The following is a 16,120-nucleotide window of genomic DNA, read 5'->3' as shown; positions in this document are numbered from 1 at the left end:
AGGTGATGCAATGAAACGCTTCCATGCAGCGCTGCTGACATTTCTGTTCATCTCCTGCGCCAGCCAGGCACCCATATCAAGGAATTACTATGTGCTGGAATATTTTCAGCATACGGAGAAACGGGAATTATTTCAAAAAGAGCCATTCAATTTCGCGGTGCAGGTAAGCGATGTAACCATTCCCAATACCTATAACCGCAGAGAAATAGTCATTCGCCATTTTGGACCGCGGATCACCTACTCTGAAAACGATATTTGGGCGGTTGACCTAACTGAAATCATCCCAAGTCTTATGACAAAACGCATCAGTCGCTATGGCATTTTCAGACAGGTGGCCCGCGAGTTTCTGAGTTCACGTCCTGATTATGAGATTCGGGCAAAGATCAACAATATTGAGGTCTATGAATCAGAAGATTTAACAGCTTCGCGCTTGAATATGGATTTTACTCTGCAGCGCCTGGGTACCAAGGAATATACGGTGGAACATTCAGTCAACCGCGAGGTGGTCCTGGCCGATGATCAGATGGAAACATTTGTACAGGTCATCAACGAAACCATCCTTGAAGAGACGGACAACTTTCTCACGGAAGTCATACAACATTTCAATGGAACGGAAAAGAAGCCCGAAGACCGTCTGATCACAGAAATAGATTCCACCTTCATTGATTCTCTAGACGGGGGGTCAAAAGGGTTGGGGATTCTTTTCTTTCCAGCCATTTCAGAAACAGATAATGAGCTTCCCTATAAAATTATTAGTGAAACCGGCGAGGAGAGCATAGGAATTCCTGATAAAGGCATGCCGTTGGCAGCAGGGAACTATAAAATCGAATATGGGTCTGGAAGCACAAGTCAAATATTAAAGCAGGAAAATATTGAGATCATTCCTCGCTATAAAACTATTCTCAAGCCTGATTGGAGCACTTTAATTGTTGACATTATTGACGAACGCAGAGAAGTAGCCAAAGTTCGATATGAGGTTTTTTCCTCAGAAAATGGGGAGAGTTATGGGACCCATATCCCTGTCGATCGTGAATATGGTGAAGCCCAAAAAGTTTGGCTGCTAAAGCCGGGATTATACAAAATCACACTCAACAGTGAGCCATTTAATACCTACCTGGATTTTTCAACAGTCTATCTGAAGGAAGGACAGCACCAGAAATTGACCATTGTGGTGGGGACCAATGAGGATGGCACCCCGAACAATCTAGTTGGCGCAGGTTTGCTTGAGGAAAATGAACTTGCAGGTCGAACTGGTAACTGGCGTTTTCTCAACGCAGTCTTTGGGAATGCCACCTATGTGGGTGACAATGAAAAAGGCCGGAACCAGGATGAATCGTCAATCACCCTGAACACCCAGTTTGAAAATAAAATCACATATGACGATTTCCCATGGAGTTACACCCTGCGCAGTCTTGTTGAGTTGGGAACCACACAGGATTCAGAGACAGGTTCAGGGTTTCGTATTTCCAATGACAAATTTTATTTCAGGAATACGTTGGTGGTCTATTTCATGAAGAATCTTGGTCTTTACGGTCGTGGTGATGTTGAATCCCATATTTTGAATGAGTTTCAGTATTTTACAGAATCGATCAATTATCGCAAGAAGGATCTTGAGGATAAAATTGTGGCTTATGGACATAGTGTTAAAACAGTTCAGATTAGCCCCAGTTTTATGCCGCTTACCCTTAAAGAAGGGATGGGGCTAAATTTCCGAGCTTTGAACAATGGGCGATCAAACCTAAACATCCGTGTTGGACTAGGTCTGCGCCAGGACTACTACAATTCTGTTTTTCTACCTTCTGATGTCACTGAAATCGATAGCAATGGCGTAACCTACAAAATCTGGAATTCTCGGGAATCTCTAAACAAAAGAGGAACTGAAATATCCATTGTAGGTAATTTTCAGTTACCCTTTAATCTGACCTATTACACCAGTGCTGATTTTCTGATCCCGTTCGACAATACTGAATCAACCACCATCGACTGGGAAAATGTGTTCAACATCAAGGTGTTTAAACATATTTCCATTGATGATCGTATACGCTTGCGCAACAAGGAAGATGAAAACGGGAAGGACTACCTAGAGTATCGTCACGCTTTGTTTGTAAGGTTAACTTATTTCCTGCGCTAATGCATAATCTCCGAGATAGCTAAAAAGTGGATCAAGACAATTCAAATATTAAAGTCGAAGCCCAGTCCCTATATCTGAATGGCCCCCTGACTCATGATTCGATTCCGGATATTCACAAACAGCTCAAACGGATGAAAATCATCGGAATTAACAGCCTTGACCTTTCCGGGATCACCAAGCTGGATAGTGCTGGAGTGGCATTTCTGGATCAGGTCATTGAGCAACAATGTCCAGAAGCTAAACTCACAAATATGTCAGAAACACATCGGCAATCCCTGGAAACATTTACCTCTAGAAATCACGCCTTACCCACCCTTCCTCCAGCTACTGGTCTCTTCGAGAGGCTTGGAGCCGGGGTCTACAGCCTACGCCACACCATCAGTGAATTAGTTCTGCTGATTTCCGAAGTTACCTTTTGGTCCGCTGTTGGAATATTCAGTAGAAGAGGTCGTCGAAAAGGCGCGATTTTACATCAGATCCTCCTTGTTGGGAGTGATGCAGTTGGCATTATCGCTCTACTTTCTTTGGTATTGGGACTAATCCTGGCGCTGCAATCGGCAGCTCAACTCAGACAATTTGGTGCCAGTATCTATGTCGCAGATCTAATTGCTGTCTCCATGGTCCGCGAAATGGGTCCCATGATGACTGCCATTATTGTTGCAGGGCGCAGCGGTTCATCCTTTGCCGCAGAAATATCCTCAATGAAGGTCAGTGAGGAAATCGATGCTTTGCGTATGATGGCCATTAATCCCATTCGTTATGTTGTAGTTCCGAAATTTATCGCTCTTTGCATTAGTATGCCGCTGCTGGTGATCCTTTCAATGATCCTGGGAATTATTGGTGGTTTTATAATCGGGATTACATATCTAGATTTAACTCCTCTCTCATATTTCACTGAAACATTGAGCGTTTTAACCCTGGAGGATTTTTTTGTTGGTCTAAGCAAGAGTCTGTTCTTCGCCGGAGTCATTGTCATCATTGGCAGCTATTTTGGTTTTCGAGTCCAGGGCGGAGCAGAAGGTGTGGGTCGTGTGACCACTTCTGCAGTTGTGAGCTCTATTTTTGCTGTAATAATCCTGGATGCACTTTTCAGCCTGATATATATGCTCTGATATGACTACTGAACTCATCATTCAAATCAAGAACATGGTGACTCGTTTTGGTGATCGAACCATTCTTGACCACATTGATCTTGACTTCTATCGCGGTGAGGTCGCGGTAATACTCGGTGGCAGCGGGAGCGGCAAAACCACACTTCTAAAAAGTATCCTGGGTTTGGTAATACCTGATGAAGGAGAGGTCAAGCTCTTTGGCCAGGATTTTAATACCTTCGATGAGCAGGGTGTCAAGACAACCCTCCAACGAATCGGGGTCCTTTTTCAGAATGGGGCTTTGCTGAATTCTTTGAGCGTTCTCGACAACATGTCTATTCCAGTGGAGCAGCACACAAACCTCGATAAGGCAATGATTCGTCGAATGGCTACAGTAAAATTAGGAATGGTGGGTCTGGCTCATGCTGCTTTTCAGCTTCCTTCAGAGCTGTCTGGGGGTATGCGTAAACGGGCCGCACTTGCCCGAGCTATCGCTCTGGATCCGGAATTGCTGTTTTGTGATGAACCCTCAGCTGGGCTGGATCCCATTACCAGCGCCGCGCTTGATGAACTCATTTTGACTTTGCGTGATCAGTTACAGATGAGTATTGTTGTGGTAACCCATGAACTGGCTAGCATCCATCGAATCGCCGACCGCATTGTTTTTCTGGATAAAGGCAAGATCCTGTTCCAGGGGAGTTTATCCGAAGCTAAAAGCTGTGGGCTTGAAATGGTGGAGAATTTCTTTCGTGTAGGAAGTTTCTGATACTTACTAAATAACTTTTATTTGTGTCCCAAGATTTCAATAGTCAACTTAATTGATGCTAAGGTAGATAATGAATTTAAAAAAGCTAAAACTGGCAGAAGAGAAATTCTTCAACATGTATCCCGGAGGATTTGAACACCCTGATATGGTAGCTGTGGGTAAAAAACATAATATGGACAAGACCATTATTCAGGTTCAGGAAGCCTTCTCAGAGGATCAATTTGGAGTTTCTAAAACCATTGTTCAAGCCATGAGCAAGTTTGTGAGTCGTTCATCCATGGTCAGTCTCTTCGAGAAACCCAAGTTTAGAGATTTTGTAAACACACTAAATCATCAGCATGAGACTATTCTTGCCAATGGATTGAAAGAAATGTTGCATGGTAATCAAGAGCAGGGCTTTAATATGATGTTGGATGTGCTGCTCACTGGAAAACTGGCCAAGTGGTCTCTCATTTCAATTCTTCCTGTGTATCATAAGCCATATGAAGAAGTGTTTGTTAAACCCACAACGGCCAAGGGGGTGATCCAACAATTCGAATTGGATTCCCTGGTATACAAACCCCGTCCCAGTTGGGAATTTTATCATGAATTCCGTTCTATCATCAATGAGATGAAATCCAAAGTTGATAGCAGACTGGCACCCAACAATGCTGCGTTCACCGGTTTTTTAATGATGAGTATGGAGGTTGGTTAACATGAATCAATTCAAGAAAGGCGATCCCCTGTCCCATGAGCCTTTTTCTTATGAGCAAATAAAAGATGGGCAGATCCAAATATTTTATTCAGGTCGACTTGCCAAAACTATCAAGGGGAAAGAAGCGGAGCGATTTTTGTTTAAGATTAGCGGTGCTGGTGATCTGGACTCTCAACATATTATGGCCAAGATCACAGGCAAATTTAAGTTCGGAAATGAACGAGACCGCCGTTCGCATAAGGGGGATGAATAAAAAAACCGCCCTTGCGAGCGGTTTTTAACTAGCGCGGACCCCGATAGTCGAGCGTTAGTGGAAGAATCAATTTTTGTTGGATCAATCGAAGAGAATTTTAATGCTGATCTCTTCTCCTTTTTTCTGCATATCTTCAGGAGTAAGGTCTGAATTGGCCATATAGGCCTGAAGACATTTTTGGCCAGTATCACCTATTATCTCATCACCGTTGACAAAAAACTTGCCCTTTTCAATCGAGATGGTTTCAATCTTTTGAGGAGGGGTAGCACCGCTTTCTGCCAGAATGTTTTGAATGGTCTCGGCCAAATTGTCTAGCCTGATGACTTGTTTGATCGATTTGTAGTGCTTCTTTTTAATAATAGCGTGTGCTGATTCAAGCGCTTCAAGATGGACAATCAAAGAATCCAAGCCTTCTAAACCCTCAAGGCTGGGCAGTTCTCCTAATTCAATTTTCAGGTCCATCTCTTCCATAACGGGATGGAGAGCTTCCAGGGAAGCGAGTTCAGTGGCATCCTCAAGGTATTCCTGATATTTATGGAATTTTTTTTCTGGCATCTCCTTCTCATTATCCAAAACTTTAATGATCTTTTTAGTCATTGGGTTAAAATCAATGATGATCTTATTCTTTTTGAAAAATCCTGATTTCTTGATGACGATACGTGCGGCTTTCTGTTCATGTCGTGGCATTCTATGTACAATGATGTTTGCAGCTACTGAATCTGACTCGTCACCATCCTGGATGAGATAGATCTCTTTATGATGCTTCTCTCCTTGGGGCTGTTTATGGACAATGACCTTTTTTTCCTGGGCTACTGCTGAGAGGGCAAAAACCCCAAGAAGCAGTATAAGTAGTATGTGTTTCTTTGATGTCATATTAGACTCCTTTTCAATGTTTATGGAGGGGAAGATAGAGAATAAAAAGAGCAAATGAGAGAAATGGCATGAATACACTGATTCGTGGCTCTGAATCAATTGATTTATTCAATATCTCGTTGGTGCCATGTAATGCGTCATTTGTGCCAGAGATACATGGTTTGAGCGCCTTAGGGGTCGAAGAAGTAAAAAAAAAAGATATATTGGCTCACTATGTTACGTAAATGGATAGAACCTGTCCTGCTTATACTGCTCTTTGGAGTTGCTTATTTTTCGCCGATTCAGTCTGCCACCAGGCCGGTGTTTTACGGCGAGTTTAATAATTTGGACGGCAGTCTGTATGCAGTCCGCATTTTTGATATCCTACTTTCCGTCGCATTGGTTATGCTGGTGGCGCGAACCTTGATTCCCAATCGGCTCAACCTGGCAACCCTCCTGCAAGTTGTAGGGTTATTTGTGGGTTTGTTACTATTAGGTTCTGGTTTGGAATGGGGATGGGACCAACTGGTGCTGAGGGCATTCAATCTCCCCACTTCACCGGGAGAGGTGTCTGATAAGATGTTGCTAACCTCCCGGAAAGAGATCTTGAAATTGACCATCCTCCCTGGAAATGTGCTGGTAATGGTAGGGGGCATCTTCTATGGGCTCATGCGTGAACGAAATCAGCAGATTCGTCGACAAGAGCGTCTGGAGCTGGAGAATCTTGAAGCGGAGGTAAAATATCTTCGCTCCCAAATCAATCCACATTTCCTGTTTAATACCTTGAATAATATTTATGCCATTACCCAACGTCACCATGACCAGGAAGGCAGCGATGCCCTTCTGCGTCTCTCCGGATTAATGCGATATATGCTATATGATAGTGAGGGTGATGTTATTGGGCTCCAGCAGGAGATAGATCACCTCAACAACTATATAGATCTCATGCTCCTGAAATATGATAAGGAAGATCTACCACAGGTAGAACTGATAGTAGAAGGAAATCCTGAAACAACCCAGGTCGCTCCCCTCATTCTTTTACCATTTGTGGAAAATGCCTTTAAACATGGGATTGATAATCAAGGCCAGGGCTATATCAAAATCCTATTGAACCTTTCAACAGACAAGATTTCCTTTTCTGTTAAGAATTCCCACTTTCCAGACCGACGGGCATCAGCTGACCACAAGGGAATTGGGCTGGACAATGTGAAGCGTCGCCTGGACCATCATTATCCCGAACAGCATAGCTTATCTATTGAGACATCAGAGGATGAATATGCCATTGCATTGGAGATTCAGTTTTGACTGACCAGGTAAAGTGCATTATTGTAGACGATGAAAATGGTGCTATAGAAATTCTGACAAATTATGTGTCAAAGGTGAGCTGGCTTCAATTGGAAGCAGTGTTTCGTGATCCCATGGAAGCTTTGAACCATCTCTCACGCAACTCAGTTGATCTGGTCTTTATGGATATCAATATGCCAGATCTCAGTGGGCTCCAGTTATCTCGCCTGATCCCTCCGGAGCAAACGGATATCATTTTTTGTACTGCCTATCCCGAACATGCTGTGGAGAGCTATGAAATTCCAGCATTGGATTATTTGCTAAAACCAATTCCCTTTGATCGATTTTTGGCAGCGGTGAACAAATTTCAAAAACGAGTGGAGAAAGCACCAGATGTGGGAACGAGTAAGGGAGGCCCCACTCATCAGATATTTATTAAAAGTGGCTCCCAGATCCACCAGGTGGATACCCGCAAGATTTCACTCATTCAAAAAGATGGCCATTACATAATATTTAAGATTGATGGCAAGGAATTGCTATCACGGATGACGTTTACTCAGCTGCTCGAACTACTACCAGGAGATGAATTCATCCAGATCCACCGCTCCTATCTGGTAGCTATCCCCAGGATTGAAGTTATCCACAAACAATTTATCCAGATCGAGGGTAGGGAAATTCCTATTGGTGACGCCTTTAAAAAGGAATTCTTTGATAGAGTTAACTTTATAGGGAATTAGGAAGAATTATAGTGAAACAAAAAAGGCTCTCAAACGAGAGCCTTTTTCAATTGAAGTATGAAGGACTATTTAGCGGTTCCGACTGCTGCTTCCAGTTCTTTAAATGCCTGTGAAGCTTTAAACTCAGCATAAAGTGCTTCTTCGTTCTTGATGACATTTACGACTGCTGTACTAACAGCATCTTTTTTCAAACCGAGCTGAACATAAGCAATCCAGGTACCACCCTTTTTCTCATAGGGATAGCGTTTCAATACGGTAACACCGTTTAGAGTGTTGTCAGTTACCGTTTTTGAGGTGGATTGGTAGAATTCAACAATCTGAGTATTCTCAGACATACCTGCTTCTTGGGTAAAACTTTTAACCTGGCTTTGGACTTTGGCTGAAATGCGTTCTGACAGCTCAACTTTACCAGCTTGTTTGGCTTTGTCCATGGCTAAATCCATTTTTCTGGATTCACCCATTCCCACGGAATAGATATACATATCATCTTCTTCAGGGGGATTGGTAAACCAATCGGGTAAATCAGCGGGTCCCTTGGGATTGTTGGCACCATCGGGCATATCGATGACTTCTTTTCCACCTGAGCAGTTAAGCATGACCAAAGCGGTCAGTACAATTAAAAAACTTAGTTTTACTATCTTCATGTTTCCTCCTCATTATTCAAACTCACTTTGGCGAAGCGATTTTAATATAAGTTAATTCTCGCTGATATCATGAAAAAGTTGGCAATGGCTTTTGTTCCTGACTAATTTCCAAACATCGAGTAAACCTCAAAACAAACAGATGGGATTATTATGCACAAGACATGCCTTGTGTTATTGGCTATATGCTTACATGCCAATGACATACGTATCTCTGAAGTGATGTCAAATCCTCAGGGATCGGAATATGAAAATGAATTTATCGAAGTCTATAATGCCTCAGATCATGTGATTCACATCAATGGTTGGATTCTAAGTGATGGAAATGGCGTGGATACCATTTCTCATTTATCAGGACCAACTGAGATTCAACCTGCCAGGTACGCCCTTATCCTGGATCCTGGGTATAATTTTTCATCAGGACCATACACTGACATCCTGAATGACACGCTTCCAATATATACTATTTCCACAGATGGGAGTTTTGGTAGTGGTGGACTTTCCAATGCCGGGGAGTCTGTTCTCATACAGAGTCCTGACTCGTTAATCTCCAGTGAAATGTCCTGGGTCTCATCAACTCAAAATGGCTTTTCCTGGGAACGAGTGTCTTTGAATACCCAGGATTCATTGAGTGTCTGGCAGCAATCCCTGGAGATAAATGGTACACCTGGATATCGCAATTCAGTCACCCCTCCTCTTATTAATCTGCGTTTAGTAGACGTGATAATCGAATCGTCTACAGCTGGTGAACCTGTGGAAATCATACTGGGAATTAAAAATACGGGGGAAAATCTGGTGCCAACTTTTTCAATTTCTATTTATCGCGATGATAACCAAAATGGTGAAAAGAATAATGGCGAGTGGGAAATGGTCTCACAGGTAAATACAGAGGTACAGCCACAGGAAGTGATTGCATATCCACTTCAGCTATTTCCCCTCATCCCTGGAATGCATCAACTTGAGGCCGGGGTGTTCACTGCAAATGATGAAAATGCGGAAGACGATTCTCTGCGGTTTGAAGTAGTCGGCTCCTACCCTCGAAACAGCATCAGTATTATGGAGATTATGTACAGTCCATCTTCTGATCAACAGGGGGAATGGATCGAAATTCAAAATAGAAGTGATGGAAGGGTCTCATTGCAGGGGTGGACTTTTTCAGATGCCAATCAAACTCGACATAGGATTAGTGACACACTCATGTTTGTTGATCCATTAGAGTATTTGACCTTATGTGCTTCCTCAAATATGGCGAACTACTTTGGTCTTGAGTTAGAACAAGTCCACGAACTCAGTTCCTGGCCTGCCTTAAATAGCTCGTCCGATTCTGTTCGTTTATTTGATGCCAGTGGTCATGAAGTAGCATCAGTATTTTATCGAGGCAGTTGGGGTGAATCCGCCACTTCTCTGGAACGACGTCATCCGAACATCTATCCCCGTGATGAGATAAACTGGGCGGCCAGTATTCAGGCAGATGGGGGAACCCCTTCTAAAATGAATACCAGACATCTGCTTCCCGTGGAGATAAAGGTCGATGAAATCAAGATAGAAATGCCAACCATGATTGGGCCGACACAGGCTGAAGTGTTTTTAAAATTTCAAAATATGGGGATGGACACTTTGCATATACTGGAACTTGATTCTGATGCTGACATTTACTGGTCTGGCATCCTATCAAGCTTCGGACTTGACTCCCTTACTTTCGCAAGCTCCATGCTGTGGCCCGGTTATAACGAGATTCCAATTCGCATCATTCATGGTGAGGAGGTTCTGGCTGATACTTCAATGCAGGTCATCTTGGGTTATCAGCCTGGTCAAATAGCAATTAACGAGATTCACTATATTCCCCATGAAGATCAGGTCGAATTCCTCGAATTTGTAAATATAAGCTCAAGAGAAATTGACTTGAGAGGCTGGACTTACAGGGATAGAAGTGGTGCTGAAGGCGATGTGGTGTCTCAGCTGGTTGTCCAACCAGACAGCCTGTTTTTATGGACGGGTGATGTCCTCAAGCTCTCTGATTGGTCTCCTCCATCTGCCAGTATGGTTGAGCTTTCAAATTGGCCAAGTTTGAACAATAGCTCAGATTCAATAATCATTCTTGATCCCCTGGGTCACAGGATGATAGCCCATGGCTATGAATCTCCTCCCAATGCTGAATTTGGGAAAAGTCTTGAGCGGTTAGCGCTCTGGAAGTCACAAGAATTGGTAACCAGTTGGTCTGTCTGTCAAGATCCAGCAGGCATTACTCCTGGGGTGAAAAATTCGACGGTTCTGACACCCCGTAACCTTACGCTCCAAGAATTGACAACCCTGGATTCGATTCTATGGGTGGGTGAAGGTTTTTTTGTCCGTATTCCCGTACTGAATGCAGGGGTTGATTTTGTAGAGGAGGCCGTCCTGAATGCAATACTGGCACAAAATGAATTGCCAATCGGGAATTGGTCATGGACACTGGTTGATTTGGCCGCAGGAGATACTCTTACCACGGACATCGAGCTGATTTCAGAAACCGCAGGCTGGGTTACCCTGGAAGTCACGATTCATTATGAAGGGGATGAAACCCCCTATGATGACACCATCTTCGAACAGATATATATCTCTGAAAATGCCACAGGTGCTATCCTCAATGAAGTGATGTCACTGCCCGTGGTGGAACAGAGCGAATGGGTGGAAATTTACAATAGATCTGATAAAACCATTGACCTGATGGGGTGGCTGTTGGCTGATAACTCAGGGGCAAGTGTAAGTCTTTCTGATACCAGTCTGCTTCTGGAACCGAAGCATTACCTCGTTTTTGGTCCTGATGATTCTATGGGGCCAGACATCTTTGAAGGGGTGTATCAGGGAATTCAACACTTCCCGACTCTCAACAATACGGAAGAAATGCTTAGATTATTTGATCCCCAGGGCATTACCATGGATGAGATGTCCTATAACAACTTTACAGAGTTGGTAACGGGACGCTCTTTGGAAAGAATCCGCTCACACACGTCTGGTGAGGACCCGGGAAACTGGAGTATATGCATAGCTGAGTTCGGTTCAACACCTGGTGAAGAGAACAGCCTCTACCTGGATGCTCTTGGATCAAAGCTTGATGTTGACTTGAGTCCCAATCCCTTCTCACCCAATGGGGACGGACAAGATGATCAATTAGGCATCGTATATGAACTCCCATTTGAGCGGGGTCTGATGTCCATTATGGTTTTTGATTTGGCAGGCCGACAAATAGCCTGGCCTGTTCAATTAAAACCAGTCAGTCATCGCGGGCAGGTCTGGTGGGATGGTGAAGCAAACTATGGGGGCAAGGCTGTAACAGGCCTATATATCATGAAACTGCTATTCGATGATCAGGCTGGAAAAGTCTGGACCTGTCTCAAAAAAGTATATTTGATTCGCTAGAATTGCTCTTGGTAGAAAATCTAAACAGCATATTTTGACTCATCTTGAATAGATCGCAGTGTTGCATGAGATGAAGGGGTAAATTATCGTAGCTGAACAGACACAGGGCCATTCAATCTGGCTCATCCCGGCAAGTCCTGAATATGACTATCTGCAAAACTTGATAACCCAACTCTCCGAGAGAGGAACAACAGCGCTATTCTCGCCACATGTTACCTTGTTAGGTCAAATGACATCAGATGTGGATTGGATAAAATCTAAAATGATGGCGTTTTTTAAAGATGCCACCTCATTTTATCTCAGCTTCAGTCATACCGGGATGTTTGATACCTACTTCAGAAGTATCGTCCTGCACACTCATCCCAATCCTGACCTTGAAAAGATGCAGGCCAGCGCAAAAATCCATTTTCAGGTAGAGACTAGAGATGCATTTATGCCACACCTAAGCCTGCTCTATAGCAATTTTCAAATATCTCAGAAGAAGATCTTGATGCACGGCATTGCCCTTGAATCCCCTCTCTCGGTGAGAATCGAAGCTGCTGTGTTGGTCGACACCAATGGCGCGCCAAATCAATGGCAGGAAATCCTTAGAATTCCATTTAACTGACATAAAAAAACCCCGGGGACCGAGGTTTTTTTATTCAATTATATAAAGCGTTTTACTCTTCTTTCAGGGATTTCACAAGACCTGTAATCACAGCTTTGGCATCACCAAAGACCATCATAGTCTTATCATCAAAGAACAATGGATTAGCTTCACCGGCAAAACCGGCACCCATGGATCGTTTGACAAACATAACGGTTCGGGCATAATCAACATTCAAAATAGGCATGCCGTAAAGTGGACTGTCTTTCTTGGTCCGGGCAGCCGGATTTACAACGTCATTTGCTCCGATAATGAGGGCAACATCGGTGTTCTGGAATTCATCATTGATGTCATCCATCTCATATAACACATCGTATGGTACGTTGGCTTCAGCCAAGAGGACGTTCATATGACCAGGCATTCTTCCAGCAACTGGGTGAATGGCATATTTAACATCGATTCCCCGTGCTGTAAGGATCTCAGCCATTTCGTTAAGAACATGTTGAGCCTGAGCAACAGCCAGACCATAACCTGGCACAATGATTACGGATTGAACTGTATCCATAATCATGGCAGCATCTTCAGCAGTATAGCGTGTCACTGTCTTTTGCTCGCCACCGCCTGTACCGGCATCACCTGTACTGTCATCGGTACCTACAGCACCAAAGAGGACATTGAAAAGACTGCGATTCATGGCATCGCACATTAATTGGGTCAATATCAACCCAGAGGCACCAACCAGAGCACCCGCAATGATCAATACATTATTGGATAGTACAAAACCTGTTGCAGCAGCAGCCAGACCTGAATAGGAATTCAGGAGGGCAATCACCACCGGCATATCTGCGCCACCAATTGGAATTACAAAGGTAATACCAAAGACAGCAGCAATTGCGATAATGAGGAGTGGCCACATAGGTACATCGGGAGCCAAAACATACATGACACCGAAAATCACAACACTGATCATTAATAGAAAGTTAAGTATTTGGTGCATGGGCAGAACGATGGGACGACCTGGCATAAGACCTTGTAGTTTAGCGAAGGCAATCAATGAACCGGTCAAGGTGACCGTACCGATGAACAAACTCAGAATGAGCGTAATATTCACATCCAGTGTCACAGGCAGCGTGGTTGGCTCAAGATATTCTGAATAAGCCACCAGGGTTGAAGCGATACCACCAAACCCATTGAAAAGGGCTACCATTTGTGGCATGGAGGTCATTTCGATTTTTTTGGCAACAACTCCACCAATGAGTCCACCAACAACCATACCGACAATGATTTGAACGGGACCGGCGATACCAGACACCACCAGGGTGATTACAATGGCGATGGCCATAGCCATCATCGCATATTGGTTGCCTTTCCGGGCAGTTTTAGCTGAACCAAGGTACTTCAATCCAATAATAAAAAGTGCTGAAGCCAGGAGATAGGTGAACTGTTCTAAATAGATCATCATCAAGCTCCTTTCTCAGTCTTTTTATCTTTTCTAAACATCCCCAACATGCGGTCTGTTACCATAAATCCACCAATCACATTGATCATGGCGAAAACGATGGCCAGAACTCCCAGGATGGTGCTGATTTTCCAATTATTGGCATTGGCAGCCAACAGGGCACCCACTACGGTAATACCTGAAATGGCATTTGAACCAGACATGAGAGGGGTATGCAACAGCGGTGGAACCTTTGTAATCAACTCAAAGCCGATAAAAACGGCGAGAGTGAAAACATAGATGGATACAACTAGACTTTCCATTATGCATTCCCTCCTGATATAGATTTTTTAACAAGATCATTCTGAATTTCGCCAGCGTGGGTGATACATGCGCCAGCGGTGACTTCCTCTTCGAAATCAAGAGAGTTATCTTCTTTCTGAAAAAGGTTTTTGAAAAGATTGAGCAGGTTTTTGGCAAGCATTCCACTGCCATTGATAGGCAAGGTGGCAGGCAAGTTCAATGTCCCAACAATTGTGACGCCATGCTTAACCACAGTTTTACCAGCTTCGGAGATCTCACAATTTCCGCCACCTTCAATGGCCAGGTCAACAATGACCGAACCAGGTCGCATCATTTTTACCATCTCTTCAGTAATGAGAATGGGAGCAGCTTTTCCAAAGATCTGAGCCGTAGTAATAATAATATCTACCTTTGGCAAACGTGCGCCGATAGCTTTCTGCTCAGCAATGAGGAATGCATCAGACTGCTGTTTAGCATAGCCACCAGTTGTTTCAACATTCTCTTCAGGAACCTCCATGTGGACAAAAGTAGCGCCCAGGCTCTTTACTTGTTCTTCAACAGCAGCTCGGGGATCAAACGCTTCAACTCGGGAGCCCAAACGTTTTGCAGTAGCAATAGCCTGCAGTCCGGCAACACCAGCACCTAAGATAAAAGTGTTGGCCGGTGGAATAGATCCAGCTGCGGTCATGAGCAAGGGGAATATTTTGCCAAGATGGTTGGCAGCAATAAGCACAGCCTTGTACCCGGCCAGGGTAGCCATGGAACTCAAGGTGTCCATGCTCTGAGCGCGGGAAATTCTAGGTATGAACTCAGTGGCAAAACTGGTAATCTTTTTTGCATTCATTGCCTTGAGGGTCTCATGATTACTCAGTGGAGCGAGATAACCCATATAGATGGCCCCCTCCTTCATCATGCTGACTTCATCAACAGTGGGTGGCTGAACTTTAAAGATGACATCTGCTCCCGCAAAAAGCGATGGTGCATCATCAACTATACTGGCTCCGGCTTTTTCAAATTCTGCATTTGAAATGAACGAGCCAGCTCCGGCATTTTTCTGGATAATGACTTCATGCTCCAAGCGAGTAAATGCAGTAACCATTCCGGGGACCATCGCAACGCGGGTCTCACCAGAAGTTGTCTCGACGGGTATACCGATCTTCACTGGGTCTCTCCTGTGTTTGTTAATATTACAATATTAGTATCAAATTTCATGGCGCCAAGATATCTGAACATGAGCCCTTGACAAGAGGAGTTTTTTTACCTTACTGGTGCTCGATGTAAACTGGGTCCAAGGCGAGCGAGGCAATTAAGTTTTGGCGCTGCCAATCATATGCTGAATAGCCCGAAGGATATCACGTCGGCTGATTTGGCCGATGACCACACCATCTTGTACGACGGGAATTCTACGGTATACATTGTTTAAAAAGAGGTCAGCTACCGTAAAAATATCCATATCCGGTCCAATGCTCATAACAGCCTCGGTCATATACTCGCTAACAGGACCAGCTGGTGCGTTGTGAAAAGCACCATTTGCCAGAGTACGCAGACAATCTTTTTGCGAGATAATGCCAACCAGCCTGCCATCCTTATCAACAATAGGTGCACCTGAGATTTCAGATTTTACCAATTCATCTATAGCTGCGTAGATATCCGTTTCAGGAGTAAAGACAACCAGCTCTTTTGTCATAAAATCACGAACGCTAATCTTGTCCATTGAAGCCTCTCGCCTCCCTTTTTGATCATTTTACTTGTTCTCTATTCGAGCCTCTTATTTACAAAATAATTCAACAGTATCAAATACTTGTCTTAATTGAAGTTCCCCCGTTATATCAGTTAAAATTTAGGTCAAGTTGTCGATATCGGTGTTTCTTGGTGTAAATCGGGTTGATTTGTCCAGGATTTCTGGTCAGAATGGCCGAAATACCATCACCAAGTGCATAATATC

At 43.8% G+C, this 16,120-nt stretch carries 15 protein-coding genes; 9 read left to right on the top strand and 6 right to left on the bottom strand.

Translation table 11 applies throughout. From position 1 onward, the window contains the following. Positions 1-10: 10 nt before the first annotated feature. From ISR87_00075 to ISR87_00055, 5 genes are all read left to right on the top strand, one after another. Positions 11-2,131, top strand: a complete 2,121-nt coding sequence (locus tag ISR87_00075) for a membrane integrity-associated transporter subunit PqiC (protein MBL7023820.1) — start codon at positions 11-13, stop codon at positions 2,129-2,131. Positions 2,132-2,157: 26 nt separating this feature from the next. After that, positions 2,158-3,243: an MlaE family lipid ABC transporter permease subunit gene (locus ISR87_00070; GenBank protein MBL7023819.1), complete on the top strand. Its 1,086-nt coding sequence runs from the start codon at positions 2,158-2,160 to the stop codon at positions 3,241-3,243. 1 nt (position 3,244) lies between these two features. Beyond that, positions 3,245-3,988 (top strand): ATP-binding cassette domain-containing protein, encoded by a 744-nt coding sequence (locus ISR87_00065; GenBank protein ID MBL7023818.1) that lies wholly within the window; start codon positions 3,245-3,247, stop codon positions 3,986-3,988. A gap of 70 nt (positions 3,989-4,058) precedes the next feature. Then, a complete protein-coding gene (locus ISR87_00060) occupies positions 4,059-4,682 on the top strand; it encodes a hypothetical protein (GenBank protein MBL7023817.1) in 624 nt (207 codons plus the stop codon). Between the two features lies 1 nt (position 4,683). Then, complete coding sequence (locus ISR87_00055; GenBank protein MBL7023816.1) at positions 4,684-4,935, top strand: hypothetical protein; 252 nt, start codon at positions 4,684-4,686, stop codon at positions 4,933-4,935. A gap of 81 nt (positions 4,936-5,016) precedes the next feature. Here the strand turns inward: ISR87_00055 and ISR87_00050 are convergent, their stop codons facing one another. After that, complete coding sequence (locus ISR87_00050) at positions 5,017-5,808, bottom strand: hypothetical protein (protein MBL7023815.1); 792 nt, start codon at positions 5,806-5,808, stop codon at positions 5,017-5,019. A gap of 213 nt (positions 5,809-6,021) precedes the next feature. On the opposite strand from ISR87_00050, the gene ISR87_00045 reads away from it, so the two are divergent. Both ISR87_00045 and ISR87_00040 read left to right on the top strand, forming a co-directional pair. Further along, positions 6,022-7,092, top strand: coding sequence for a histidine kinase (locus ISR87_00045; GenBank protein MBL7023814.1), 1,071 nt, complete (start codon positions 6,022-6,024; stop codon positions 7,090-7,092). Beyond that, the gene (locus ISR87_00040; protein ID MBL7023813.1) at positions 7,089-7,808 is read left to right on the top strand and encodes a response regulator transcription factor; all 720 of its coding nucleotides are present in this window, start codon (positions 7,089-7,091) and stop codon (positions 7,806-7,808) included. The genes ISR87_00045 and ISR87_00040 overlap by 4 nt, the downstream gene beginning before the upstream one ends. A 65-nt stretch (positions 7,809-7,873) precedes the next feature. On the opposite strand, the gene ISR87_00035 is transcribed toward ISR87_00040, so the two are convergent. Beyond that, complete coding sequence (locus ISR87_00035) at positions 7,874-8,452, bottom strand: LPP20 family lipoprotein (protein MBL7023812.1); 579 nt, start codon at positions 8,450-8,452, stop codon at positions 7,874-7,876. A gap of 150 nt (positions 8,453-8,602) precedes the next feature. On the opposite strand from ISR87_00035, the gene ISR87_00030 reads away from it, so the two are divergent. Next, positions 8,603-11,848 carry a lamin tail domain-containing protein gene (locus tag ISR87_00030; GenBank protein MBL7023811.1) on the top strand — a complete coding sequence of 1,082 codons (3,246 nt, stop codon included), beginning with the start codon at positions 8,603-8,605 and terminating at the stop codon, positions 11,846-11,848. Between the two features lie 160 nt (positions 11,849-12,008). Further along, entirely contained in the window at positions 12,009-12,455 is a 447-nt protein-coding gene (locus ISR87_00025) for a 2'-5' RNA ligase family protein (GenBank protein MBL7023810.1), read from the top strand. Positions 12,456-12,507: 52 nt separating this feature from the next. Here ISR87_00025 and ISR87_00020 read toward each other — a convergent pair whose 3' ends face one another. The 4 genes from ISR87_00020 to ISR87_00005 form a co-directional block, all read right to left on the bottom strand. Continuing rightward, positions 12,508-13,893 carry an NAD(P)(+) transhydrogenase (Re/Si-specific) subunit beta gene (locus ISR87_00020; GenBank protein MBL7023809.1) on the bottom strand — a complete coding sequence of 462 codons (1,386 nt, stop codon included), beginning with the start codon at positions 13,891-13,893 and terminating at the stop codon, positions 12,508-12,510. A 2-nt stretch (positions 13,894-13,895) separates the two neighbouring features. Then, positions 13,896-14,198: an NAD(P) transhydrogenase subunit alpha gene (locus ISR87_00015; protein MBL7023808.1), complete on the bottom strand. Its 303-nt coding sequence runs from the start codon at positions 14,196-14,198 to the stop codon at positions 13,896-13,898. After that, on the bottom strand, positions 14,195-15,337 hold the full coding sequence (locus ISR87_00010; GenBank protein MBL7023807.1) for a Re/Si-specific NAD(P)(+) transhydrogenase subunit alpha: 1,143 nt from the start codon (positions 15,335-15,337) through the stop codon (positions 14,195-14,197). Before ISR87_00010 ends, ISR87_00015 begins: the two co-directional genes overlap by 4 nt. A 144-nt stretch (positions 15,338-15,481) precedes the next feature. Beyond that, a complete protein-coding gene (locus ISR87_00005) occupies positions 15,482-15,889 on the bottom strand; it encodes a CBS domain-containing protein (GenBank protein MBL7023806.1) in 408 nt (135 codons plus the stop codon). Between the last annotated feature and the right edge of the window lie 231 nt (positions 15,890-16,120).

It is taken from the genome of Candidatus Neomarinimicrobiota bacterium, from assembly GCA_016784545.1.
GTDB lineage: Bacteria > Fidelibacterota > UBA8477 > UBA8477 > JABMPR01 > JABMPR01.
The sequence above is the reverse complement of the archived record's forward strand: the minus strand, read 5'-3'. Positions and strand labels throughout refer to the sequence as shown.